The organism is uncultured Microscilla sp. (assembly GCF_947493425.1).
Classification (GTDB): domain Bacteria; phylum Bacteroidota; class Bacteroidia; order Cytophagales; family Microscillaceae; genus Microscilla.
Genome location: NZ_CANLRP010000152.1, coordinates 1 through 19,984 on the forward strand (window position 1 = coordinate 1; position 19,984 = coordinate 19,984).

The following is a 19,984-nucleotide window of genomic DNA, read 5'->3' on the forward strand; positions in this document are numbered from 1 at the left end:
GCCTGCATACACTGTCCCCCGGCGAAACTCCTGTGCCTTTCTTCCGGTCATTTTGATGGCCAGTGCTTTGGCACTGGTGTCGGCGTAATAATTAGCGTAGGTAAACACCCTTGCCTGATGCCTGTCAGGAATGGAACCCAGCAGCTTATCTTTTTGCTTTTGGCTAATGCCATAGCCCGTAAAAGCCCGATCTGCTTTTTCAATCCAGCGCAGGTACCTGGCAGGGGTCACCCCTTCGGGTATGGCTACTTCTATGCAGCCTGGTTTGGAGTTGAGGTCTCCGCTCTCCCCATCGGTGATGCCAGTAAAATCTTCGGCCTCTTCGTAAGCCATTTGGTAAGCTTCTTCCAGTGTTTTTCCGAAGGCGTAGCGTTCAAAATTTGTTGCTCCCATAGGTTGTTTCTGTTTGGTTTAATGGGTTGATTAATTAATAATTATAGCACGAAGTACGACTAATCTTACTCCCTTACCAACCCACTGTGGGCGAGGTAATTATGATGTAATACTATCTGGCAAAAGCGATATTTTAAGGCGTTTTGTACTCCTGGAAAAGTGCCATTTTTGGGCGGGTTTCAGGCAACTATGCTGGCAATAATGCAACAGGGAGCTACAGGATGGTGGAATACAGGCAAACGTTGAAAAAAGTGGGGGAATTTCAGGCAAACGAAGACAGTTTATGGGGCATTTTAGCTGGTTTGAAGACGAAGTCTACGTTTTGGCGGATAAGCTTATTTGGCTTGCGATTCAGCGATTAAGTACTGGATAGTTCCCCAAAGATGGAGGTACTTAGAGATATAATAAAAAAGGGCTTGGAAGGTAACAGCTCCCAAACCCGTTGTTTTCAACTTTAAAAGATAAAGCCAATGCAAATGTCAAACAACCTACTGAAAAAAGCAACCCCAACCGACATAAAATGGAGCACCGAAGAAGAAGAGGAAGGGTTTGATCCCTGGGGGTGGGAACCTAACTACGGAGATAAAGACTTTGGGGTGAGCGACCGGGACTTTTATTAGTATTAAAATGATTGAACGAGGCTTCATGTGTTGTAAAGCCTCGTTTTTATCTTGGTTCAGGTACTCGCCTGCCCAAAAAACTGTTGAATCTTGGGGGCAAGCTGTTCCTGCCAGTCCTGTTTGCCATCTACGAGGATAAAGATATCTTCCATGCCCTGTTCGGTCACGGTAAACAGGGCGTAGTTGAAACAGTCGCCGTTGGGCATACACATCAGGTACAGGTGCCCTTGGGTATATTCACTAAACTCCTCCAGAATAAATCCTGATGCACTATCTGAAGCCGGAATGACCTCTTTTTGGTATTCCTGTGGTTGAGGCACCTGGTCTGCCTGGTGGTAGTAGCGGGCACTCAGCATATCATCCAACCGGGTAATGAGGTAGCCTAACTCCTCGTCGGTCAGTTTTTCGGCGGCGGCTATGATGGTAGCGTATTTCATTGTTTTTGATTTAGGTAAAATACATGGTCTATCCAGAAAATGTCTTTCCAATAATTCTGGTTGATTTCGATGCGATAAACCCCCTCCCCCTGGTTATCAGAGGTTACTCCTGTCAAAAGCCGGGGATTACGGATAACGGTGATAGGTAGCCAGGCGTAGCCGTGAGCTTCGTGGCTTATTTTGATAATGCCCTCCTGAATTTTAGCTAAATCCATTGCTACCCGGTAGGTGACCAAATCCTGGTCAAAAATGTTCGTGGGTGATTGTGTGCTCATTTTTATGGTGTTTTTTTAGTAGTTATTCCTTAGGTCTTAATTGCTGATGCCTTGCTCGGTAAAACCTGCGACAAAACCTTTGGTAAAACTTATTTTGTCCAGAGAGGGGTGACTGCTGTCTGCTTCTTTCAAAGCAAGGGTGTCCAGTTCCTGAGCATTCAGGATAAACTCATCCAGCATTTTTTGTAAAGCAACTTTGTCGGTAGCTGCTGCCTTGATTACCCCGGCCTGAAACCCAGCGATAAAGTCTGCCTGATTGAGGCGATATGGGAGTTGTTTTCGGTCAAAATACCTTTGATACATTTTAAATTTTTCAAGGGCGATATGCGCTAAATTTTCCATTGGTATTGAATCTTTTGGTTTACTGTTTTAATTATTATGACACAAAACACGACTAATTGCGCACCCTTAGCAACTCGCTCTTGCCCAGGATATTATGATGTAATACTGTCTGCGAAAAGCAATATTTGAAGTGGTTTTATGCGCTTCTAAAAATGCCGTTTTTAGGCGGCTTTGGGCAGTTTTAATTACCATAGTGCCATAGAGTAGCGATGCTATGGTGCAAATGATCACAAATGGTGAAAATGGTGTAGGTGTTTTAGGGCAAACGAGGACATATTGGGGGTGGTTTAGCTGGTTTGGAGGTCGTAATGTGCATTTTGGTAACTAATCTTATTTGGCTCGCTATCAAGGAATTAAGTACTGGGTAGTGGGCGTTTGTTTGTCGTACTTTGGTTCATAATTAAAGGATAAAACAAGAACAACATGGAAGTTAAAATATTTGGTAAAAGTGTAAAAGAAGCTTGCTTAAGAGCTAAGTCAAGCATATTTGAAAGACACATCATCGAAAACCCTGTGGTAATTAAGGTTCCTAAAGACTACGGCACAGCGGCCTATGCTCTTTGGGTTATCAGAGCAGCTGAGGCTTTACGCTCAGACAAAGCCATTTCCACAATAAAGGCTATTCCGGAAGAGCAGAGAAACAGAGTGATTCATTACGCAAAGATGTATAACAGCTCTGCTAAATTATGCCTAAAGCTTACTGGCAGGGCAGCGGCTTCTTATAAAAGTAAATGGCGGTTAACCAGGAGAAAGGGTGATGTATATTACTTTTTTTGGAAGTAGTCAATCAACCCCAATTTACCAACGAAACCTAATACCCGGTTTCGTTTTTTGTCTTCCTGGTAAGAAACCAAAAAGCTGTTTGTACTGGACTTGTGAGGAATTGACAAAGGCATTCCCACCAGAAATAATCCTGGCAGGAATACTTTGTTAAGCCTTGAAGAATTTCTGAACTTCAGAATCTAAACTGAGCCGTCAGTTTTTGCCACACTTTGTTGGGTCAAAAGTTATTGAAAATACTTCTTGGAGCATCTGCTGGTGCTGCAAGTGTGGTGTAGCTGCCTTGAATAGTTCAATATCAAGAGTCTGGTTGGTGCCAGAATGCTCGTTGGCGCTAAAGGTGTGATGTGGCTGCCTTGAATAGTGCAATGTCAAGAGTCTTGTCAAAATGAAAGTGCTTGCTGGATTAGAAAGTGTGGTGTAGCTGCCTCGAATAGTTCAATGTGAAGAGTCTTGTCAATGCCGGGGTGCCTGTTAGTGCCTAAAGTGTGTTGTGGCTGCCTGGAATAGTTCAATGTCAAGAGTCTTGTCAAAGTAAATATATTTACCAGCTCTAAAAGTGTGTTGTGGCTGCCTGGAATAGTTCAATGTCAAGAGTCTTGTCAATGCCGGGGTGTCTGCTGGATTAGAAAGTGTGGTACGGCTGCCTTGAATAGTTCAATGCCAAGACTCTTGTCAATACCGAGGTGCCTGCTGGATTAGAAAGTGTGGTACGGCTGCCTTGAATAATTCAATGTCAAGACTCTTGTCAATACCGAGGTGCCTGTTAGTGCTCAAAGTGTGTTGTGACTGCCTTGAATAATTCAATGTCAAGAGTCTTGTCAATGCCGGAGCGCCTGCTCGATTAGAAAGTGTGCTGTACCATCCTTGAATAGTTCAATGTCAAGAGTCTTGTCAATGCCGGGGTTTTAGTCTGTGCCTAAAGTGTGTTGTGGCTACCTTGAATAGTTCAATGTCAAGAGTCTTGTTAATGCCTGAATTCCCGCTGGTGCCTAAAGTGTGTTGTGACTACCTTGAATAGTTCAATGTCAAGAGTCTTGTCAATACCGGGGTTTTAGTCTGTGCCTAAAGTGTGGTACGGCTGCCTGGAATAGTTCAACGCCAAGAGTCTTGTCAAAGTAAATATATTTACCAGCTCTAAAAGTGTGCTGTGCCCTCCTTGAATAGTTCAATGTCAAGAGTCTTGTCAATGCCGGGGTGTCTGCTGGATTAGAAAGTGTGGTACGGCTGCCTTGAATAGTTCAATGCCAAGAGTTTTGTCAATGCCTGGATTCCCACTGGTGCCTAAAGTGTGGTACGGCTGCCTGGAATAGTTCAACGCCAAGAGTCTTGTCAAAGTAAATATATTTACCAGCTCTAAAAGTGTGCTGTGCCCTCCTTGAATAGTTCAATGTCAAGAGTCTTGTCAATGTCAGGGTGCCTGTTAGTGCCTAAAGTGTGTTGTGGCTACCTTAAATAATTCAATGTCAAGAGTCTTGTCAAAGTAAATATATTTACCAGCTCTAAAAGTGTGTGGTGGCTGCCTTGAATAATTCAACGCCAAGAGTCTTGTCAATGCCGGAGCGCCTGCTCTATTAGAAAGTGTGCTGTGCCCCCTTGAATAATTCAATGTCAAGAGTCTTGTTGGTGCCGGAATGCCCGCTGGTGCCTAAAGTGTGCTGTGGCTGCCTTGAATAATTCAATGTCAAGAGTCTTGTCAATGCCGGAATGCCCGCTGGATTAGAAAGTGTAGTACGGCTGCCTTGAATAATTCAATGTCAAGAGTCTTGTCAATGCCGGAGCGCCTGCTCTATTAGAAAGTGTGATGTGCCCCTTAAATAATTCAATGTCAAGAGTCTTGTTGGTGCCGGAATGCCCGCTGGATTAGAAAGTGTAGTACGGCTGCCTTGAATAATTCAATGTCAAGAGTCTTGTCAAAGTAAATATATTTACCAGCTCTAAAAGTGTGTGGTGGCTGCCTTGAATAATTCAACGCCAAGAGTCTTGTCAATGCCGGAGCGCCTGCTCTATTAGAAAGTGTGATATGCCCCCTTGAATAATTCAATGTCAAGAGTCTTGTTGGTGCCGGAATGCCCGCTGGTGCCTAAAGTGTGCTGTGGCTGCCTTGAATAATTCAATGTCAAGAGTCTTGTCAAAGTAAATATATTTACCAGCTCTAAAAGTGTGTGGTGGCTGCCTTGAATAATTCAACGCCAAGAGTCTTGTCAATGCCGGAGCGCCTGCTCTATTAGAAAGTGTGACGTGTCCGCCTTGAATAGTTCAATGCCAAGAGTCTTGTCAATGCCGAGGTTAAAGTGTGTTGTGGCTGCCTTGAATAGTTCAATGTCAAGAGTCTTGTCAAAGTAAATATATTTACCAGCTCTAAAAGTGTGCTGTACCCTCCTCGAATAATTCAATGTCAAGAGTCTTGTCAATACCAAGGTTTTAGTCTGTGCCTAAAGTGTCGCACGGCTGCCTTGAATAATTCAATGTCAAGAGTCTTGTCAATACCAGGATGCCTGCTGGATTAGAAAGTGTGACGTGTCCGCCTTGAATAGTTCAATGTCAAGAGTCTTGTCAATATCAGGGTTTTAGTCTACGCCTAAAGAGTGTTGTGGCTGCCTTAAATAATTCAATGTCAAGAGTCTTGTCAATACCAGGGTTTTAGTCTGTGCCTAAAGTGTGTGGTGGTTGCTTCGAATAATTCAATGTTAAGAGTCTTGTCAAAGAAAATATATTTACCAGCTCTAAAAGTGTGCTGTGCCCCCCTTGAATAGTTCAATGTCAAGAGTCTTGTCAAAGTAAATATATTTACCAGCTCTAAAAGTGTGGTACGGCTGCCTGGAATAGTTCAACGCCAAGAGTCTTGTCAATGCTGGGGTTTTAGTCTGTGCCTAAAGTGTAGGATAGCTGCTTCGAATAGTTCAATGCCAAGAGTCTTGTCAATACCGGGGTTTTAGTCTGTGCTTAAAGTGTGTTGTGGCTGCCTTAAATAATTTAATGTCAAGAGTCTTGTCAATGCCGGGGTTTTAGTCTGTGCCTAAAGTGTGTTGTGGTTGCCTTGAATAGTTCAATGTGAAGAGTCTTGTCAAAGTAAATATATTTACCAGCTCTAAAAGTGTGCTGTGCCCTCCTCGAATAATTCAATGTCAAGAGTCTTGTCAATACCAAGGTTTTAGTCTGTGCCTAAAGTGTCGCACGGCTGCCTGGAATAATTCAATGCCAAGAGTCTTGTCAATACCAGGGTTTTAGTCTGTGCCTAAAGTGTGTTGTGGCTGCCTTGAATAGTTCAATGTCAAGAGTCTTGTCAAAGTAAATATATTTACCAGCTCTAAAAGTGTGCTGTGGCTGCCTTAAATAGTTCAATGTTAAGAGTCTTGTCAATGCCGGGGTTTTAGTCTGTGCCTAAAGTGTGTGGTGGCTACCTGGAATAATTCAATGTCAAGAGTCTTGTCAATACCGAGGTTTTAGTCTGTGCCTAAAGTGTCGCACGGCTGCCTTGAATAATTCAATGTCAAGAGTCTTGTCAATACCGGAATGCCCGCTGGTGCTCAAAGTGTGTGGTAGCTACCTTAAATAATTCAATGCCAAGAGTCTTGTCAAAGTAAATATATTTACCAGCTCTAAAAGTGTGCTGTGCCATCCTTGAATAGTTTAATGTCAAGAGTCTGGTTAGTGCCAAGGTACCTATTGGATTAGAAAGCGTGGTACGGCTACCTTGAATAGTTTAATGCCAAGAGTCTGGTTAGTGCCAGGGTTTTAGTCTATGCCTAAAGTGTCGCACGGCTACCAGCAGCAAAGAAAAAGAGCCTGATGGCTCTCTTTCAATCGTAATTGGTATAATCTAAATTTTCCATCTGTTTTATTAATCAATAACTTCAGCGTAAAGTGCCAGCAATGATCAGCCCTTAGCAACTCGCTGTTAAACAAAAGGTTATGATGTAATGCTATCTGCGAAAAGCGATATTTGAAGTGGTTTTGTGCCCCCCGTAAAGTGCCATTTCCAGGCGGGTTTGGGGCAGTTTCAATTACCATAGTGCAATAGAGTAGCAATGCTATGGGCAGATAATAACAAATGGTGAAAAGAGTGGAGGTGTTTTGGGGCAAATGAGGACATATTGGGGAGCATTTTGGTAGCTTTCAGAGCAGAATGTGCACTTTGGCAACTAATCTTATTTGTCTCACTATCAAGGAATTAAATACTGGATAGTGGGCAAGGTATTGTCGTTCTTTGGTTTATAAATTAATTACTAAATAAAACAACGACATGGACAACGCCATTCAAATTGTAGAAGCCCAAATTGAAGCATTACAACGGCATAAAGCAGCCACCAGTCAGGAGTTCAAAGCCTGTGTAAAGGCAGGCAAGAGCAATGAGGCTGATCGCTGCGAAATTGAACTAAGTAATGTCGATCGGGCAGTATTTGAGTTGATGAAACTCAAATCAAAACTAGTGACTGCTGGTGCCAAAGGCAGTGAATAATTAACACCACCGGGGCGGCTTTGTCCCGGTGTTTTTATACAAACTATAAAACAGAGATCAAATGAATACCCAGAAAGAACTGTATGCCCTGCTGACCACTCGAAGCGAAGAGCTCAGCAAGGAACGCCTGCTTGCCGAAAGAGCCCTGGAACACGCCAAAGATTCCCGCACATTGGTAGATGTCGCCTTTTATGAAAAAGAGCTGGAGATAATCGATAGACTGGATGGAGAACTCCACCTCCTAATGGAACAAGCCGAGCAACTTGCCGAAGCAAATCGTGAAGTAAAATAATCAACAGAAAGCCCCACTAATTTTTATGAAGTTGGTGGGGTTTTGCTTTGGGTAGGTTCAGCCAGAAAAAGATAGAATTAACACAACGAACGACAATTACTCAGCTACTTGTGTAAGCACCCAACGCCTGGGTCTGGGTAGGTGTTTATTTCACAGGCATCGCCTGGGTAAACAAAATCGCTACTGAATGCGTCAAAAATAGTTTGTAATAAAGGTAAGCGTCATCAAGTAAACCCAGCGGTAATTCAACTTAACTGCTGGGTTTGGTGCTTGCCTGGCATTACAAATAAAACCCTGACTCCTTTTCAATAAGTAGCGCATAAAAAATACAGATTTATGCTGTATATTTATGGTGTGCACGCAAAAACGGGCAGTAAATGATAAATCATGTGACAAAATGAAAAAAGACCAGTTAATGTTCAAACAGTTCGTTTTCTTTGATGATAACAATGAATTAAACGATACAGGGGTATTATTATATGTGGATGCGCTCAGGCTCAACCGGGAAAAAGAATTACCAGGCGAACTTACGACGCATATTCTTCATTCATCCAGCGACCGAAAAAGAGTTCTCGAGTATTATGAGTTTGTAAAGGACGACGATATTCAGGAATTGATGCCCCATCCATATTTTGACCATATTAACTAACCCAGACAAAATCAAGGGGCTGGTTGATGATCCAGTCCAGCCTCTATCACAAACCAACGCTTTTTATCCATCCCCCCAACTCTTCTTCAAAAAACACCTTCAGGCAACCTTGATGCTTGCCCACCTGCTCAGTGGCTGCGTGCCTCTGGTCAGCAATGCTTTGACTGATCACGATGCATTCATAGAACGGAAAAATTAAAAGTAAAGGAACTTTTTTGGCTTGATGAGGTGGTGGAGGGCTTTAGTCCAGGTAATAGTTTTTAAGGGGGTAGGTAGGTTTTATGCAGTAAATCCAGAAACAAACCCTCTGGTAAAGCTTCTTTTATCTAGCTTGTTTTTGTTGGCTTTTGAGGCTAGGTTTTCCAGTTTTTTGCCGCCTATGATGTATTCTTCTTTGATTGTATTAAATTTTTCAGGGGTCATTTTAGCTGCCTCTTTCATTCCTTCAATGAAAGCCTTTGTAAATACTTCCTGGCTTATTTTGTGGTTAGGATATTGGTGTTTGTAGAAGCTTTCGGTTGCTTTAAAACTTTTTAATATCGTGGGGTTTAAATTCGTTGGTTTCATCTGTTGTTAATCTTGTTTGGGGGTTGTTTTAATTATTATGACTCTAAGAACGACTAATTGTGTGTCTTTAGCAACTCATTGTGGCACAGGTAATTATGATGTAATACAACTTGCAGAAAGCGACATTTTGAGGCGTTTTTTACACTAGGCAAAGTGCAGCTTTTGGGCGGGTTTGGGGCGGGTTTGGGGCGGTTTGCATAGGAGTAGTGCAATGGTGAACCTACGTGGTAGCTGTATTTGATCAAATCAGAAAAAAACCAGGGGCATTTTGGGGCAAATGAGGACATATTGGGGGCGAAACGGCAACTTTTGGGGCAAAAAGTACGCTTTTGCAACTAATCTTATTCACCTCGTTATCAGTAGTTTAAGTGCTTGATAGTGGGTGTATGTTTGTCGTACTTTGGTTCATAATTAAAGTTAAACGCATTACTAAATAAAACAGCCATGATTACAAACGAAGCATACTGGGTAATAATAGAAAGAAGAAATGAGTTAGCCATTGAACTAGCCCAGGTAAAAAAAACACTTGAAACAGCCAAAGCAACCAAAGCCATGGAACAAGTAGTAGTACAGGAAAAACAAGTGGAATTTTTAACCCTGATGATTGAGGAGTTGAGGCAGCTCAACTATCGCATCGCAAAAGCAGAAGAAGCAGCTAAAAAAGAGGGGTAGGTTGGGGTGGCAGTAAAACGGGGTTGGTCATACAGCCTCGTTTATATATTCAGAAAGCAACCAAAAAGTGTTATCTCTTATTTACATTTTTTTGTTACCCCTGCTTTACCGATTACAAGAGCGTTAAAACTTATTTGATCAGTCATTACGGGAAAGCATTCTGGGAGAAAAAGCCTTGCATGGCAGTGATTGACTTTTCAATAGAAAGAGTGGATGCAATATAAGCCAACAAAAAAAGCCCCATTGATTTTACACGAAGTCAGTGGGGCATTGCTTTAGAGCAACCAAAAAAGATAAAAAAACGAACGGCCATTAGCAACCTGCCCGTGCACCAATAAACAACACCCCACCTGTAGAGGTAGGGCGAAGGCTTGGTTTTGTCTGATGCTATTTTAATTTTTTGAAAATGGTTACAGGCATTGTCTGGGTAAAGTAGGTAAGAACTCTTATTTCGCTTACCTGTTCAAAATCAATTACTTTCCATTTTTCTTCGCTGAGGCTGTAAAAGGTGAGCTGCTTGCCTTGGTGTTTTTCTTTACCAATTTGCTGTTGCTTTTTAGCTGGAATCAAATCAAGGTTTAAGGTGGCTTTTTCAATCTTTCCGTTGAGGGTAATTTGAACTGTTCCGCTGCTTAGTGCTACTATTGTTCTTTGTTTTATCTGATTCATCTTTTTTTCTTTTTTAATGTTTTTGTTTACTTCTTTAATTATTATGATACAAAGAACGACTAATTGTGTGCCCTTAGCAACTCACTGTGGCACAAGTAATTATGATGTAATAGAGTTCGCAGAAAGCGATATTTTGAGGCGTTTTGTTCCCTTGGAAAAGTGCCGTTTTTGGGCGGGTTTGGGGCGATTTGGATTGGAGTAGTGCAATGGTGAGTCTACGTGGTAGTTGTATTTGATCAAATCAGATAAAAACCAAGGGCGTTTTGGGGCAAGCAAGGACATATTGGGGGCAATCTGGTGGGTTTTGGGGCGAAATGCACGCTTTTGCAACTAACCTTATTCACCTCGTTATCAAGGGATTAAGTGCTTGATAGTGGGTGTGTGTTTGTCGTACTTTGGTTTATAAATTAATTAATCAACAACAACCAAAACGCTTACTACAATGACAACAACCATTGAAATCAACGCTACCAACTCCCTTACTAAGGAGGAGTTAAAACAAGATTTAAGAAAAGGCATCGTACAGATCGCCTACACCAAGTTAGACGGCACCCTAAACGTGCGGAAAGCAACTTTAAACTTTAGCCTGATCCCGGCCAAGGATCACCCAAACGGGGCAGAGTATAACCCACCCAAAGACCAAGGTTGGGTTAATTATTACGACCTCGACAAAGGAGAGTGGCGTAAACTGCACATCGACCGATTAAAAGAGTTGAATGTTTTATTTGAGCTGAACCCGGTAAACGAAGAGTTTGAATACCACACCCTACGCTTCAAAAAACTGAGTTATGAAGTAGTGAAACAACAGGCCACGGCTTACTTTAACCAACATAAAATACTGACTACCCTGCACCTAAAGAAAGCCCTGCGTGAAGCAGGTTATTGGGCAACTCAGGAAAAGGTAAGCGAGCTGATGCAGGAACTGGCAACCCTTGAGGTTGACTGGAACTTTAACCAGCAAGAGGGCGAAATATTCAGGTTATATTATCAGGAGGAGGAACTGGAGTTTTAGACTCCAGTTTTTATTACTTGATTAAAATGTTAAAAAAATCAGCAGTGCTATTTTAAATTAACAGAAATAAACATACCTTTGTAATACATAGCTGATTGAAGAATCTTGGGGGATGAGTAGGTCTTTATCTACTTTCCTTCAGGTTTTTTTGTTTTAGGGCAACTCACTACTCACTCCTTTTCCACTACCTTTACCTTATACTTCCCTGCCAACACATCGGTCAAAAAGGCTTCAAACACCTTTGGATTCCAACCCATTTTTAGCACCACCCCATCCCCATCACCCCGGCTTACTACCTGAAAATAAAGCAAGCGAAGCTTCGACAAAAACACCTGGGCAGTGGCGGCCGCTGAGTTCGGAAAAACTGTGTTGAGCTTGCCTTGCACGGGTATTTTCGCTTTGGTTTCGTAATAAGCAAACAAAATGTCCAGCGACAAACCCAAGGCTTCTATGATCTCCGGACTTGCCTTGCCGCTGGCAGTGAGTTCTTCTTTGAGTTTGGCTGCCACAAAAGCAAAAAACTGTTCCAGGTCATAAGAGAGTGTCATGCCCACTTTATCTGCTGATTCCTCCAGAAACTGGATACCACCTACGGCATATTTGCCCTCGATAAGCACCGTTTTGGTGTCGCCCAGGGGCAGCACCTGGTTAGTTTCCAGGCGGGCAAAAGTATCGGGTAGCACCTCCCTTAGTTTTTGGGTGAGCTTGCCCGCCACAAAGCGAGGCAATACCATTTTTTCGGGGCTGAGTTTTTCATCCGGGGCTTTGCTTACCCGGATGATTTTGTTACAGCCTACCACCAGGCTGGTCCCCAATAACAACAAGCCCAGCATTATTGCCAGGTGTTTGCGTGTGATTTGTTTCATCAATGTTTGCATTGTTTTGATTTTTGAACAAGGCGAAAGCTAAGAGAAACAAGTGCTCGTTTTTGGGGCTTTTTTTCAGGATAGATACATTTAAGTGTATGATAGAGAGTGAATTAGGGTTTGATAACTTTTTTGTAATTTAGTAGGCAAAAACAGCAAAACACTATGAGCACTACACATAGCGCGCTACCCCCCTGGGAGTTAGTAGCCCTCGAAGCCCTGATAGAGCAGCTATACCAGGCAGACGAAACCAAAGAACCCGCCGTGCGCCGCCGCGACGATGTACTGGGCAGCTTCAAGTACCTGCAAAGGATCAAATACGGATCGACGGAAGTCATTTGCCAAACCCTGGCTTACAAATACTATTACCGCCCCCGTTCGGTGTATGCTTTAATTTTACGCAACGCCAATCGGCTCAAAGAAGCAGACCTGGCAGAGGTGAAAGTGGGGGTAGAAGAGTTGATGCACATCCGGCAACAGGTCAAGGCAACTGATTGGATGGATAGCACCCGCCGCCACGAAGCAGTGCGGGCAGCCTTTAAGAAATGGCAAACTCTGGGCGATACTAATTTCTTGTGTCGTTTGCTGGGGCATAAGTTCTATTACCGCCCCGAAACCGTGCGCCAGTTGTTGAAAGAAGTAGACTATAAAAGCAAGTAGCCATTACTGATTATTTAACCAAAGAATGACTCCAGGCATGAATAAGACTCCTGATAAAAGTAAAGTTGAAGCTAAAGGCAAGTCTACCCCACTTGCTTGCAAAATATGGGGGCACAAATGGCAAGGCGACAGCCTCAAAAGGCGCTGTACCCGCTGTGGCAAAACCCAGGTATCAAGGTATTCGGTGGAGGGGTGGATAGATGTATAAGAGGTGGTTTGTTTCCTTCATCCAGTTGCCCAATATTTTACAAACTAATGATTTGACCTATATGTCTTACGAGTACAATTCTACCCCTGATAAGATAAAACTAGTTGCCAAGCGTGCTGCTGACAACCAGGCGGTGCATATTTCACAAGCGGTTAAAACAGATGCCCCTTTCTATTGTCCTGATACTTATGAAGAAGTGGTGATTAGAAGGTGTGTAGAAAAACGTGACCACTTTGCGTACAGCGCCAGGCATAGTCCGGTAGGGACCAAAGAAAGCGACCTGCATAAAAACTGTAAAAACGAAATTGCGGCTGTTTTACAAACAGCATATCCAGACGGTAGCTGGGAAGTAGAAAGACCCTTGTGGGCAAACAGTAGTAAAGGCTACCAGATGGTCAGACCCGATATAAGCGGAAGGATCGACGGAAAAGGAGTGGTGATAGAGGTGCAAGCCAGCACACTTTCCATCCCCAAAATTTTACATCGCACTGCGCAATATAAAAAAAGAGGGGCCTACATCCTTTGGGTGGTGCCGCTCACCAAAGCGTTGGGAGAAGAAGCATTCAGACCAAGGCTTTTTGAGCGTTTTTTGCATACTTTGTATTATGGCCGGGTTTATTACTGGTATCCAGGCAGTGGCAGTATCTTAACTCCTGTGCATTATGGCAAAGCTACCAGATATATTGAAACATCCACCTGGTTTGAAAATGGAGAAGAACGGTGCGTGGGTGGTTATGAGAAAACATATAAACGTCTCAAAACCCCTGTGTATGGTCAAAAAGCAGATTTGACCAAAGATTTTAAAACTCAAAGTAACCGACCATTTTTTCACCTGACCAACGACAAGTTAAGCGTTCCGGAGAGCAATATTTTTATAGATAGCCAGGCAAAGTGGTGGGGAAACGGGTAAGTTTATATATCCTCTATCTTGTTCACCTGTACACATAGTAAACACAAATAAAAAGAGTCTATAATCTCTACTGTATCTCCTTCAAACTCTACCTGTTCTTTCTCTGAATATAGGTAATGTTGAGTAGATTTTTGATCGCAATGAAAACAATGGTGACAAAATTCATCCCCTTCGGCAGGTTGGCTCATTGGTAAATATAGTTTAACACTAATAACTTTTTAAGGTCAGGTTTTGATGTAAAAACCAACTGAAATAAAATACGTAGTACCAGGGTAAAAAATCAAGTATCCGGTGCTGGTAGCGTTACTCTATTCTTACTGCTACCTTATCCCCATCAATCTTCTCCCTTTCTACTTGTGGCGAATAATCCTTATAACTCATCTCATACTCTTGCTCCACCCTATACAAATACCCATTGCCATTCACGGTGCGCCTACTCACTTGGGTAAGCGTACCAAACTTGCCTGATTGCCAACCGTGAAGTCGTGCAGTGATTACCTGCGAGAGCAAAAGGATACCTTTGCCTGTGGTAACTTTGGCTCCGGTGGTAGTGGGACGGTAGTCTTTGCAGCCCAGGTGCAGGGTAAAATTCGATTTGACCAGCAGCACCTTGTCACCCAGCGGACTGGTGTCTTCGCGGGTGATTTCTAAGTAAGCAGCAGGTAAGGGATAGGGGAACTTCTCACTGGTATTATCAAATTGCCCTTCCCACAAGTCAAAATGGCGGATGCCTACTGTAGGAGATTTTAGCCGGGTTTCCAGTGCATTGTATAAATTGATCATGAAAATAATGGTTTGATTGTTTTATGGTTAGAGTCAGGTGTAGCCGTAAAGCAAAGAGCTACCTGAACACCTTATCCAGCTCTTTGCTTACAAAACGCTCAATTTCTGCCCAAAGCTCTGGAGGCAAAGGTTCTTTGCCTGGAATGGGCATAAACTGTCGTTGGGGCAAGTTGGTTTGTCTGCGGTGGCTACGCACCCTCACTGATCCACCATTGCGCCGTCCCCGCCGGGTATAAGTACGCACGGTGGCAGCGCCCTGAGCTCCTTCGTTGTGGAGTTGGGCAAGGTGAGCGTTGCTGTTTTCTGCTTGTCTATTGCTGCCCACCCTAATCACCCGCCAGTTGGCTTCGCGTACCTTAAAAGAAGCTTTGAGTTTGCCCGTATCAGTAAGCAATGGTTTGCGGTTATTGCTCTGGTTTTGGCGGGGTGGCCAGGCGCTGCCCCGGTACGATTCACTGGCAAAGTTGCGCTGTACATAACGCAGCATGACTTGTCCTACTCCCCTGGGTACCCCACGCATGACTTTTCTAAACTTTCGTTCGTTGATCATCAGCATTTAGTTTTACTCTCTATTTATTTGGTTATTTGGCAAATTTGATGAGTGTCTTGTTCCCCCTGCCATCACTGTATATCGCTTCGTTGAGAGATAGCTTGATAGGCTGCTCTATTTTGGCAGTGGTGTACTTCTTTGCCCTTCCCTTTTTTATAAAAGCAATGGTGGCGTGGGGCTGATAGGTCTCATGCACTAAGGTATGTTTGAGTTCGGCCTTTAATGCTTCGTGGAGCGCTACTAGGGCAGGACTGATTACTTCAAACTTAAGTACCTCATAGTCCTTGTCTTTTTGCTCAAACACCGAAATGGCGGTGAGTTGTATTTCAATCTGTTTTTTGGCAGAAGAGAGCAACGCCTCCACTTTTTTCAAAGCATTAGGCAAAGCATGTACTCCATACAAAGCAGTAATGTGGGGCGTATCTTCGTAGCCGTATACTCCTGCCTTGGGGCAGATGTACAAGTCGTTTACATCGATGTTTGGCAGTAAGCCTGCCCACAGTTTTTTATCTCTCATGGGCAAAGTCACTGCCCCATACTTAAAAAAGTCTTGGTTTTTGGCAACTTCGACATTAGTATCAAGATTGCTCGCACTATCTACCTGGTTGCCTGTTTCCTGACTGGCTTCAGTCTTAGGTTCAGTGGCAATACTGGTATCTGTAGCACCTTCATCACTTGTTGCTTCTTTCTTTTTGATTACTGTCTTTACATTTTGATCTATAGGCAAGGTTGCCTTCTTTTTTACCTTAATTCCCGTGGCTTTCTCAAACTCGGCAGGGCTTACCTCAAAGTGATTCAAGGCAAGGGTGAGCGCCGTCTCTGAGATGCTTTTCTTTTGGCGTTGGAGTTCGCGGAGGTGGGTATCCAAAAACACAAACGAATGCCCTGCCAACGGATAGTTGAAATCGAGCAAACGAGGAAAGAGTTCTTCATTTACTACTGCCTCTACCCTTGCCATATCATACTCCCTAATCTCTTCGCTAGGCGTTTTGGCAATGCTGTCTTTGTTCATATAGGTTTGGGCACCGCCTTCGGTATCGTTGCTCAGCTTGACGTGCCCCTGAATGATTTTGAGTAGTTTTTTGCTTGCCTTCTCATCCATTTTATCAAAGGTATCCACAGTGCCGCCCCCTCCGGAGGGAAAAGCAATCTCTACCTTCTCTTCAATGTCAAATACTCCATTGAGTTCTTCCTCTACATTCAGCAAAGCATCCAATACTTCGCGACGTTCTTCTCCTTCCTTATCGGTATGCACAATCTTATAAGGCTTGCCATAATCCCGGTTAAAGTCAGCGTGCTTTATGAGGGCATCCCGGCTGAGAATGGCATAAGGGGCTGCGTACAGCAACAAGCCTAACGGGAAACGTTTGCTATAGCAGAAGATATACCAGCGCCTCAAATAGTCGGCGCTAAAATCAATGCCCTCACCATAAGCAGAGAAAGGATAAGGAAGCACTAACTTTCGCCCAGGAATAATGTTACGCCGCTCAACGGTGTTGATTTCTTTGATTGAATAATCATCTTCGTTCAATGCTTGCCCTATTTCAATCAACGAGTAACCAAAAAACTCCGCATCAAGCACGGCATTGATGAAATCATCGAACCAACTCCCCCTGAGCTTTTTGGTGGCAGCTTCCTGATAATTGCCGTCAGGATCAAGCACCAGAAAGGGCTCACCCAGCACTTTGTTCTTGCGGTTATTGATGGCCGTGATTACTTCGGCATCAATACACACCATATCATAGACTTCCATCAAAGGGTAGGTACGAGGCATGACCGGGCTTTCGGCAATGCGCCAGGCTTGCATCCAGTCGGCAATCGTTACCCGGTCTCTACCGTATTGAAATACCGAGGCAAAAGTGCTCAGGTGATGAGCAGCAGGAGCAGCAGTAGATCGTTTTTTTGTTTTTTTAGACATTTGGCAATTGAATTGAAAAAAAAGTGTAACTGATATTTACCAACCTTGGTAACTATTTCGTTGATCGTTGTTGCTGCTACCACCATACTTTGCTTTATCTTTCCCACCCGCAATCAGTATCCCCCGGTCTCCAGGAGGTTCTTGAGGCAACTGAGTCGGACGTTCGTTTTTCATATACACCTTGCACCAGGCAATCGCATCATCATAAAATTGCCTAAACTGACTGGCAATCTCTACCGGGCTATTGGCAGGAACTACTCTATAAAGGGCAATGTCTACCGCAAAATCACGTACAATCGTACTGCGAGGATCGGTGGTCAGGGGCTGCCAGTAAGCAGGAAGGGCACCTGGCAAGTCAGTATTTTGGCTTGCTGGTACTTCCTTACGCGCCCTGTAATATTTTATTTCCGGTGGCAAGCTGCTATCCTCTGCCGTATTTACCCATACCCGTTCCCCCGCCGCAAAACTTTGGCTAGTGCCGTTGTAGGCAAACAGCCTGATAAATATTTTGGGCAATGACGAACGCGCCGCCATATACTCCCCCATTTCTTCAATGGCTGATTTTTGGGCTTCGGCAAGCTTGCCCCAGTCCCCTTCTATAAAATCAAGCAAGTCCGCCTCGCTTAACCTTCGGCGGTAGTCGTAGCGGTGTAAAAAGTTAGAATGCATCTTTTGATCGTTTTCGTGGTACCGTTTGCGTTTTACGTTGGCTGGTGCCCTTCCCTCTGAATTTTTTGTACTCCTTCGCAAATTTTGCCACGAAGAAGTAGCGCAAAGCATCTGAAATGTGCCCAAAGGGTTGGTAGCGAATCTTGAGTTTGGTGTCTTCGATTGTTTTTTTGCTAATGGTGCCATCTTCGGCTTCTTTGGTGTATTCAAACTCCCGAATCACGGTTTTGCAACGGGCTTTGTCTACGTGTATCCGAATGCCGTAGCTTTGTTTTTCTAAGATCAGGTTGATAAAATCCCCACTCTCCGAAACCCCTGGTGCCTTCGTAAGCACCATATCACGCAGGCTGGTAAAGTGAGGTTTGAGTTGCTGAGCAATCACCTTAAAATCAGAGCGTTTGTCTTTGGTTTTAGTCTGCTGGTTTTTGCCCGATGGATCACCGTGCACATAAATTCGCCCCTGGTGAGATTGGTATATTTTTAAAAAATCCTCACAGGTATGAGGGGTTGTATTGCGAGGCGTTTTACCCAGTATCTCATCTAAGATGTACACATCAATCATTCCTTCTTCGGGGCGCACAAATACCTGAATGACCACGCAAGTCACATAAGGGTGCACATTGAAGTCCCAGGTAATATCCAGGGGGTGAGCCGGGTCATACACTACTTCATAGTAATGCCCCGAATGCACGCTGGCATCCCATTGTTTCCAAAACTCACCTCCACTTTTGGCCAGGGGGTCACCATAAATCAGCATCCCGTGCCGATGGCTGGCAAGGTTGGCTTCTTGTTTTTTAATATAGTTAGAGGGCAGGTTTTTGAGGTTCAGGTGAGTCGCCGAAATCACCACAAACTTAGAGTTCCCGCCTACTTTCTTTTTAAAGTACTGGGGCGGGTCATAAATCTTTGCCTTGATTTCTTCTTCATACTCGTTCAGCTCAAACCAGTCATTGATCCAAGGCACCTTGGCAGGTGATGTAAAAATATACAAAGGATTAAAAGGGAGGTTAGCTGCTACAGGGCTTCCTTCATCATATTCCTCGCTAGTAAGTGCCCCCGCCCTTGTCTGGCTAATATACAGCCCTTGTTGGCGAAGCCTTCCCAGGATCACTTCCTGCACCGCTTCTTCGCGGGTGTCCTTGGTTTCATCCAAAATAGCCCAGGCAAACTCTTTCCCGTCGTGGGCTTTATAGTTTTCCAAAGACCCAATAAAAACTACGCAGCCATTCCAAAAACTAATCTTGTTACGATAGCTTTTAAAAGCGTGCCCTTCGCGGCTAAAATGCCTGGGAGGTTGGGTGCCTACTACATAGTCGCCCTCCCCCGTGTGCTCATCATATTCTTCCAACCCCAGGTCTTTCCACACCAAAAAGACCCGGTAAAGCGTTGAATCAGTGAGCTGCATATCGGTATTGGCACCCATAAAACCAAATACCCTGGGGAAGTTGCTAATCAGACGAAACGAGACCAAACCCGCCCCGTGGGTTTTGCCTGCCCCTTGCCCCGCCATAAACAGGTTTACCGGAGTACGTGACACGTAGATATCAAACTGGGGTTTACTGGGGCGGACAGTCACTGCTTGCCCTTTCTTTTTACTGGTCATCTATTTCCCCCTCCCCATTTTCGTTTGCCTTAGCTTCATAAGGGTTGGCAATGGTTACCTGAATATTTTTGGTGGTGATTTCACCCGAATGCTCCACCTTTTGGGTACCGTACCCCAGGTGTTGTGCCTTGGCACTCAGCAGTATCTTTGCCGCGTGATAATCAGGGGGCAGGTACTTTTTCACTTCTTTTACTTCTACTCGTTCCTTGTACTTGTCTACCTTTACTTTTACCACCACTTGCTCTTTGTAATACATGCCCTGGGTGCGTTGTACCAGGGTACTCTGGGCAAGGTCTATGGTAATGGCATCGCCAATCTGGTTGGCTTCGGCTACTTTTTTGGCAAAGTTCTGATTGTTTTTAAGCCAGTGATAAACCGAGCTACGTGATACCTTGACTCCCAATTGTTGGCTCGCGCGTTCACAGGCAAGTTGGCGGTTGCCCCCCGTATGTACCAATGCCTCCACAAAAGCCTTTTGTTTGTCAGGGGTGGTGTAGTGTTCGTTAGCCTTGCTTTTCCTTTGGGGCGATATGTTCTTTTTGCCTTTGCTCATTTTGCTTCGCGCGCGCCCGCGCATGGGCGTGTCCAATTTGCCCAATGTAAGTTGTTGTTACTTAGTAATAGCCTACATTTGACGGTAGTTACAA

26 protein-coding genes are annotated in these 19,984 nt (G+C 44.0%); 11 read left to right on the forward strand and 15 right to left on the reverse strand.

The window, feature by feature from the left end:
* On the reverse strand, nt 1–393 hold a 393-nt coding region (locus Q0954_RS26240), incomplete at its 3' end, for a hypothetical protein (RefSeq protein ID WP_299462139.1).
* A 476-nt stretch (nt 394–869) separates the two neighbouring features.
* Here Q0954_RS26240 and Q0954_RS26245 point away from each other — a divergent pair.
* The gene (locus Q0954_RS26245; RefSeq protein WP_198144980.1) at nt 870–1,013 is read left to right on the forward strand and encodes a hypothetical protein; all 144 of its coding nucleotides are present in this window, start codon (nt 870–872) and stop codon (nt 1,011–1,013) included.
* A 56-nt stretch (nt 1,014–1,069) separates the two neighbouring features.
* Here Q0954_RS26245 and Q0954_RS26250 read toward each other — a convergent pair whose 3' ends face one another.
* From Q0954_RS26250 to Q0954_RS26260, 3 genes are read right to left on the reverse strand one after another with little or no spacing between them, the layout of a single operon-like run.
* Complete coding sequence (locus Q0954_RS26250) at nt 1,070–1,450, reverse strand: hypothetical protein (RefSeq protein ID WP_299462146.1); 381 nt, start codon at nt 1,448–1,450, stop codon at nt 1,070–1,072.
* Entirely contained in the window at nt 1,447–1,725 is a 279-nt protein-coding gene (locus tag Q0954_RS26255) for a hypothetical protein (protein WP_299462149.1), read from the reverse strand. Before Q0954_RS26255 ends, Q0954_RS26250 begins: the two co-directional genes overlap by 4 nt.
* A gap of 36 nt (nt 1,726–1,761) precedes the next feature.
* A complete protein-coding gene (locus tag Q0954_RS26260) occupies nt 1,762–2,067 on the reverse strand; it encodes a hypothetical protein (protein WP_299462152.1) in 306 nt (101 codons plus the stop codon).
* A 423-nt stretch (nt 2,068–2,490) separates the two neighbouring features.
* On the opposite strand from Q0954_RS26260, the gene Q0954_RS26265 reads away from it, so the two are divergent.
* The 5 genes from Q0954_RS26265 to Q0954_RS26285 all read left to right on the forward strand — a co-directional run bounded on the left by Q0954_RS26265 (nt 2,491) and on the right by Q0954_RS26285 (nt 8,449).
* On the forward strand, nt 2,491–2,850 hold the full coding sequence (locus tag Q0954_RS26265; RefSeq protein WP_002702419.1) for a hypothetical protein: 360 nt from the start codon (nt 2,491–2,493) through the stop codon (nt 2,848–2,850).
* A 4,243-nt stretch (nt 2,851–7,093) separates the two neighbouring features.
* A complete protein-coding gene (locus tag Q0954_RS26270; RefSeq protein ID WP_004155796.1) occupies nt 7,094–7,309 on the forward strand; it encodes a hypothetical protein in 216 nt (71 codons plus the stop codon).
* A 61-nt stretch (nt 7,310–7,370) separates the two neighbouring features.
* Nucleotides 7,371–7,601, forward strand: a complete 231-nt coding sequence (locus Q0954_RS26275; protein WP_002702427.1) for a hypothetical protein — start codon at nt 7,371–7,373, stop codon at nt 7,599–7,601.
* 415 nt (nt 7,602–8,016) lie between these two features.
* Nucleotides 8,017–8,250, forward strand: coding sequence for a hypothetical protein (locus Q0954_RS26280; protein ID WP_299462161.1), 234 nt, complete (start codon nt 8,017–8,019; stop codon nt 8,248–8,250).
* The gene (locus Q0954_RS26285) at nt 8,234–8,449 is read left to right on the forward strand and encodes a hypothetical protein (protein ID WP_299462164.1); all 216 of its coding nucleotides are present in this window, start codon (nt 8,234–8,236) and stop codon (nt 8,447–8,449) included. Before Q0954_RS26280 ends, Q0954_RS26285 begins: the two co-directional genes overlap by 17 nt.
* Before the next feature lie 80 nt (nt 8,450–8,529).
* On the opposite strand, the gene Q0954_RS26290 is transcribed toward Q0954_RS26285, so the two are convergent.
* Nucleotides 8,530–8,817, reverse strand: a complete 288-nt coding sequence (locus Q0954_RS26290; RefSeq protein WP_299462167.1) for a hypothetical protein — start codon at nt 8,815–8,817, stop codon at nt 8,530–8,532.
* Between the two features lie 444 nt (nt 8,818–9,261).
* Between Q0954_RS26290 and Q0954_RS26295 the strand changes: the two genes are divergently transcribed.
* Nucleotides 9,262–9,489: a hypothetical protein gene (locus Q0954_RS26295; RefSeq protein ID WP_299462170.1), complete on the forward strand. Its 228-nt coding sequence runs from the start codon at nt 9,262–9,264 to the stop codon at nt 9,487–9,489.
* Nucleotides 9,490–9,876: 387 nt separating this feature from the next.
* Here Q0954_RS26295 and Q0954_RS26300 read toward each other — a convergent pair whose 3' ends face one another.
* Nucleotides 9,877–10,158 carry a hypothetical protein gene (locus Q0954_RS26300; RefSeq protein WP_002702446.1) on the reverse strand — a complete coding sequence of 94 codons (282 nt, stop codon included), beginning with the start codon at nt 10,156–10,158 and terminating at the stop codon, nt 9,877–9,879.
* A 99-nt stretch (nt 10,159–10,257) separates the two neighbouring features.
* On the reverse strand, nt 10,258–10,488 hold the full coding sequence (locus Q0954_RS26305; protein WP_299462176.1) for a hypothetical protein: 231 nt from the start codon (nt 10,486–10,488) through the stop codon (nt 10,258–10,260).
* 112 nt (nt 10,489–10,600) lie between these two features.
* On the opposite strand from Q0954_RS26305, the gene Q0954_RS26310 reads away from it, so the two are divergent.
* A complete protein-coding gene (locus Q0954_RS26310; protein ID WP_299462179.1) occupies nt 10,601–11,170 on the forward strand; it encodes an SH3 beta-barrel fold-containing protein in 570 nt (189 codons plus the stop codon).
* 170 nt (nt 11,171–11,340) lie between these two features.
* Here the strand turns inward: Q0954_RS26310 and Q0954_RS26315 are convergent, their stop codons facing one another.
* Nucleotides 11,341–12,036 carry a hypothetical protein gene (locus Q0954_RS26315; protein ID WP_299462182.1) on the reverse strand — a complete coding sequence of 232 codons (696 nt, stop codon included), beginning with the start codon at nt 12,034–12,036 and terminating at the stop codon, nt 11,341–11,343.
* Between the two features lie 165 nt (nt 12,037–12,201).
* Between Q0954_RS26315 and Q0954_RS26320 the strand changes: the two genes are divergently transcribed.
* From Q0954_RS26320 to Q0954_RS26330, 3 genes are all read left to right on the forward strand, one after another.
* Nucleotides 12,202–12,696 carry a hypothetical protein gene (locus Q0954_RS26320; RefSeq protein ID WP_299462185.1) on the forward strand — a complete coding sequence of 165 codons (495 nt, stop codon included), beginning with the start codon at nt 12,202–12,204 and terminating at the stop codon, nt 12,694–12,696.
* 37 nt (nt 12,697–12,733) lie between these two features.
* Nucleotides 12,734–12,904 (forward strand): DUF1660 family phage protein, encoded by a 171-nt coding sequence (locus Q0954_RS26325; protein ID WP_299462188.1) that lies wholly within the window; start codon nt 12,734–12,736, stop codon nt 12,902–12,904.
* Between the two features lie 61 nt (nt 12,905–12,965).
* Nucleotides 12,966–13,814 carry a competence protein CoiA family protein gene (locus Q0954_RS26330; protein WP_299462191.1) on the forward strand — a complete coding sequence of 283 codons (849 nt, stop codon included), beginning with the start codon at nt 12,966–12,968 and terminating at the stop codon, nt 13,812–13,814.
* A gap of 2 nt (nt 13,815–13,816) precedes the next feature.
* Here the strand turns inward: Q0954_RS26330 and Q0954_RS26335 are convergent, their stop codons facing one another.
* The 7 genes from Q0954_RS26335 to Q0954_RS26365 all read right to left on the reverse strand — a co-directional run bounded on the left by Q0954_RS26335 (nt 13,817) and on the right by Q0954_RS26365 (nt 19,890).
* Nucleotides 13,817–14,002, reverse strand: coding sequence for a hypothetical protein (locus Q0954_RS26335; RefSeq protein WP_299462194.1), 186 nt, complete (start codon nt 14,000–14,002; stop codon nt 13,817–13,819).
* Nucleotides 14,003–14,117: 115 nt separating this feature from the next.
* Nucleotides 14,118–14,597: a hypothetical protein gene (locus Q0954_RS26340; protein WP_299462197.1), complete on the reverse strand. Its 480-nt coding sequence runs from the start codon at nt 14,595–14,597 to the stop codon at nt 14,118–14,120.
* 58 nt (nt 14,598–14,655) lie between these two features.
* Nucleotides 14,656–15,147 (reverse strand): phage virion morphogenesis protein, encoded by a 492-nt coding sequence (locus Q0954_RS26345; RefSeq protein WP_299462200.1) that lies wholly within the window; start codon nt 15,145–15,147, stop codon nt 14,656–14,658.
* A gap of 31 nt (nt 15,148–15,178) precedes the next feature.
* Entirely contained in the window at nt 15,179–17,065 is a 1,887-nt protein-coding gene (locus Q0954_RS26350; protein WP_299462203.1) for a 2'-5' RNA ligase family protein, read from the reverse strand.
* Between the two features lie 36 nt (nt 17,066–17,101).
* Nucleotides 17,102–17,734 (reverse strand): hypothetical protein, encoded by a 633-nt coding sequence (locus tag Q0954_RS26355; protein WP_299462206.1) that lies wholly within the window; start codon nt 17,732–17,734, stop codon nt 17,102–17,104.
* Entirely contained in the window at nt 17,724–19,337 is a 1,614-nt protein-coding gene (locus tag Q0954_RS26360; protein ID WP_299462209.1) for a hypothetical protein, read from the reverse strand. Before Q0954_RS26360 ends, Q0954_RS26355 begins: the two co-directional genes overlap by 11 nt.
* Nucleotides 19,327–19,890 (reverse strand): hypothetical protein, encoded by a 564-nt coding sequence (locus tag Q0954_RS26365; RefSeq protein ID WP_002702479.1) that lies wholly within the window; start codon nt 19,888–19,890, stop codon nt 19,327–19,329. Before Q0954_RS26365 ends, Q0954_RS26360 begins: the two co-directional genes overlap by 11 nt.
* Nucleotides 19,891–19,984 lie beyond the last annotated feature (94 nt).

Excerpts from the sequence above, each read along its gene's own strand:
- Q0954_RS26245 (WP_198144980.1), top strand. The coding sequence starts at position 870 with ATGTCAAACAACCTACTGAAAAAAGCAACCCCAACCGACATAAAATGG.
- Q0954_RS26250 (WP_299462146.1), bottom strand. The coding sequence starts at position 1,450 with ATGAAATACGCTACCATCATAGCCGCCGCCGAAAAACTGACCGACGAG.
- Q0954_RS26255 (WP_299462149.1), bottom strand. The coding sequence starts at position 1,725 with ATGAGCACACAATCACCCACGAACATTTTTGACCAGGATTTGGTCACC.
- Q0954_RS26260 (WP_299462152.1), bottom strand. The coding sequence starts at position 2,067 with ATGGAAAATTTAGCGCATATCGCCCTTGAAAAATTTAAAATGTATCAA.
- Q0954_RS26265 (WP_002702419.1), top strand. The coding sequence starts at position 2,491 with ATGGAAGTTAAAATATTTGGTAAAAGTGTAAAAGAAGCTTGCTTAAGA.
- Q0954_RS26270 (WP_004155796.1), top strand. The coding sequence starts at position 7,094 with ATGGACAACGCCATTCAAATTGTAGAAGCCCAAATTGAAGCATTACAA.
- Q0954_RS26275 (WP_002702427.1), top strand. The coding sequence starts at position 7,371 with ATGAATACCCAGAAAGAACTGTATGCCCTGCTGACCACTCGAAGCGAA.
- Q0954_RS26280 (WP_299462161.1), top strand. The coding sequence starts at position 8,017 with ATGTTCAAACAGTTCGTTTTCTTTGATGATAACAATGAATTAAACGAT.
- Q0954_RS26290 (WP_299462167.1), bottom strand. The coding sequence starts at position 8,817 with ATGAAACCAACGAATTTAAACCCCACGATATTAAAAAGTTTTAAAGCA.
- Q0954_RS26295 (WP_299462170.1), top strand. The coding sequence starts at position 9,262 with ATGATTACAAACGAAGCATACTGGGTAATAATAGAAAGAAGAAATGAG.
- Q0954_RS26300 (WP_002702446.1), bottom strand. The coding sequence starts at position 10,158 with ATGAATCAGATAAAACAAAGAACAATAGTAGCACTAAGCAGCGGAACA.
- Q0954_RS26310 (WP_299462179.1), top strand. The coding sequence starts at position 10,601 with ATGACAACAACCATTGAAATCAACGCTACCAACTCCCTTACTAAGGAG.
- Q0954_RS26315 (WP_299462182.1), bottom strand. The coding sequence starts at position 12,036 with ATGAAACAAATCACACGCAAACACCTGGCAATAATGCTGGGCTTGTTG.
- Q0954_RS26320 (WP_299462185.1), top strand. The coding sequence starts at position 12,202 with ATGAGCACTACACATAGCGCGCTACCCCCCTGGGAGTTAGTAGCCCTC.
- Q0954_RS26325 (WP_299462188.1), top strand. The coding sequence starts at position 12,734 with ATGAATAAGACTCCTGATAAAAGTAAAGTTGAAGCTAAAGGCAAGTCT.
- Q0954_RS26330 (WP_299462191.1), top strand. The coding sequence starts at position 12,966 with ATGTCTTACGAGTACAATTCTACCCCTGATAAGATAAAACTAGTTGCC.
- Q0954_RS26335 (WP_299462194.1), bottom strand. The coding sequence starts at position 14,002 with ATGAGCCAACCTGCCGAAGGGGATGAATTTTGTCACCATTGTTTTCAT.
- Q0954_RS26340 (WP_299462197.1), bottom strand. The coding sequence starts at position 14,597 with ATGATCAATTTATACAATGCACTGGAAACCCGGCTAAAATCTCCTACA.
- Q0954_RS26345 (WP_299462200.1), bottom strand. The coding sequence starts at position 15,147 with ATGATCAACGAACGAAAGTTTAGAAAAGTCATGCGTGGGGTACCCAGG.
- Q0954_RS26350 (WP_299462203.1), bottom strand. The coding sequence starts at position 17,065 with ATGTCTAAAAAAACAAAAAAACGATCTACTGCTGCTCCTGCTGCTCAT.
- Q0954_RS26355 (WP_299462206.1), bottom strand. The coding sequence starts at position 17,734 with ATGCATTCTAACTTTTTACACCGCTACGACTACCGCCGAAGGTTAAGC.
- Q0954_RS26360 (WP_299462209.1), bottom strand. The coding sequence starts at position 19,337 with ATGACCAGTAAAAAGAAAGGGCAAGCAGTGACTGTCCGCCCCAGTAAA.
- Q0954_RS26365 (WP_002702479.1), bottom strand. The coding sequence starts at position 19,890 with ATGAGCAAAGGCAAAAAGAACATATCGCCCCAAAGGAAAAGCAAGGCT.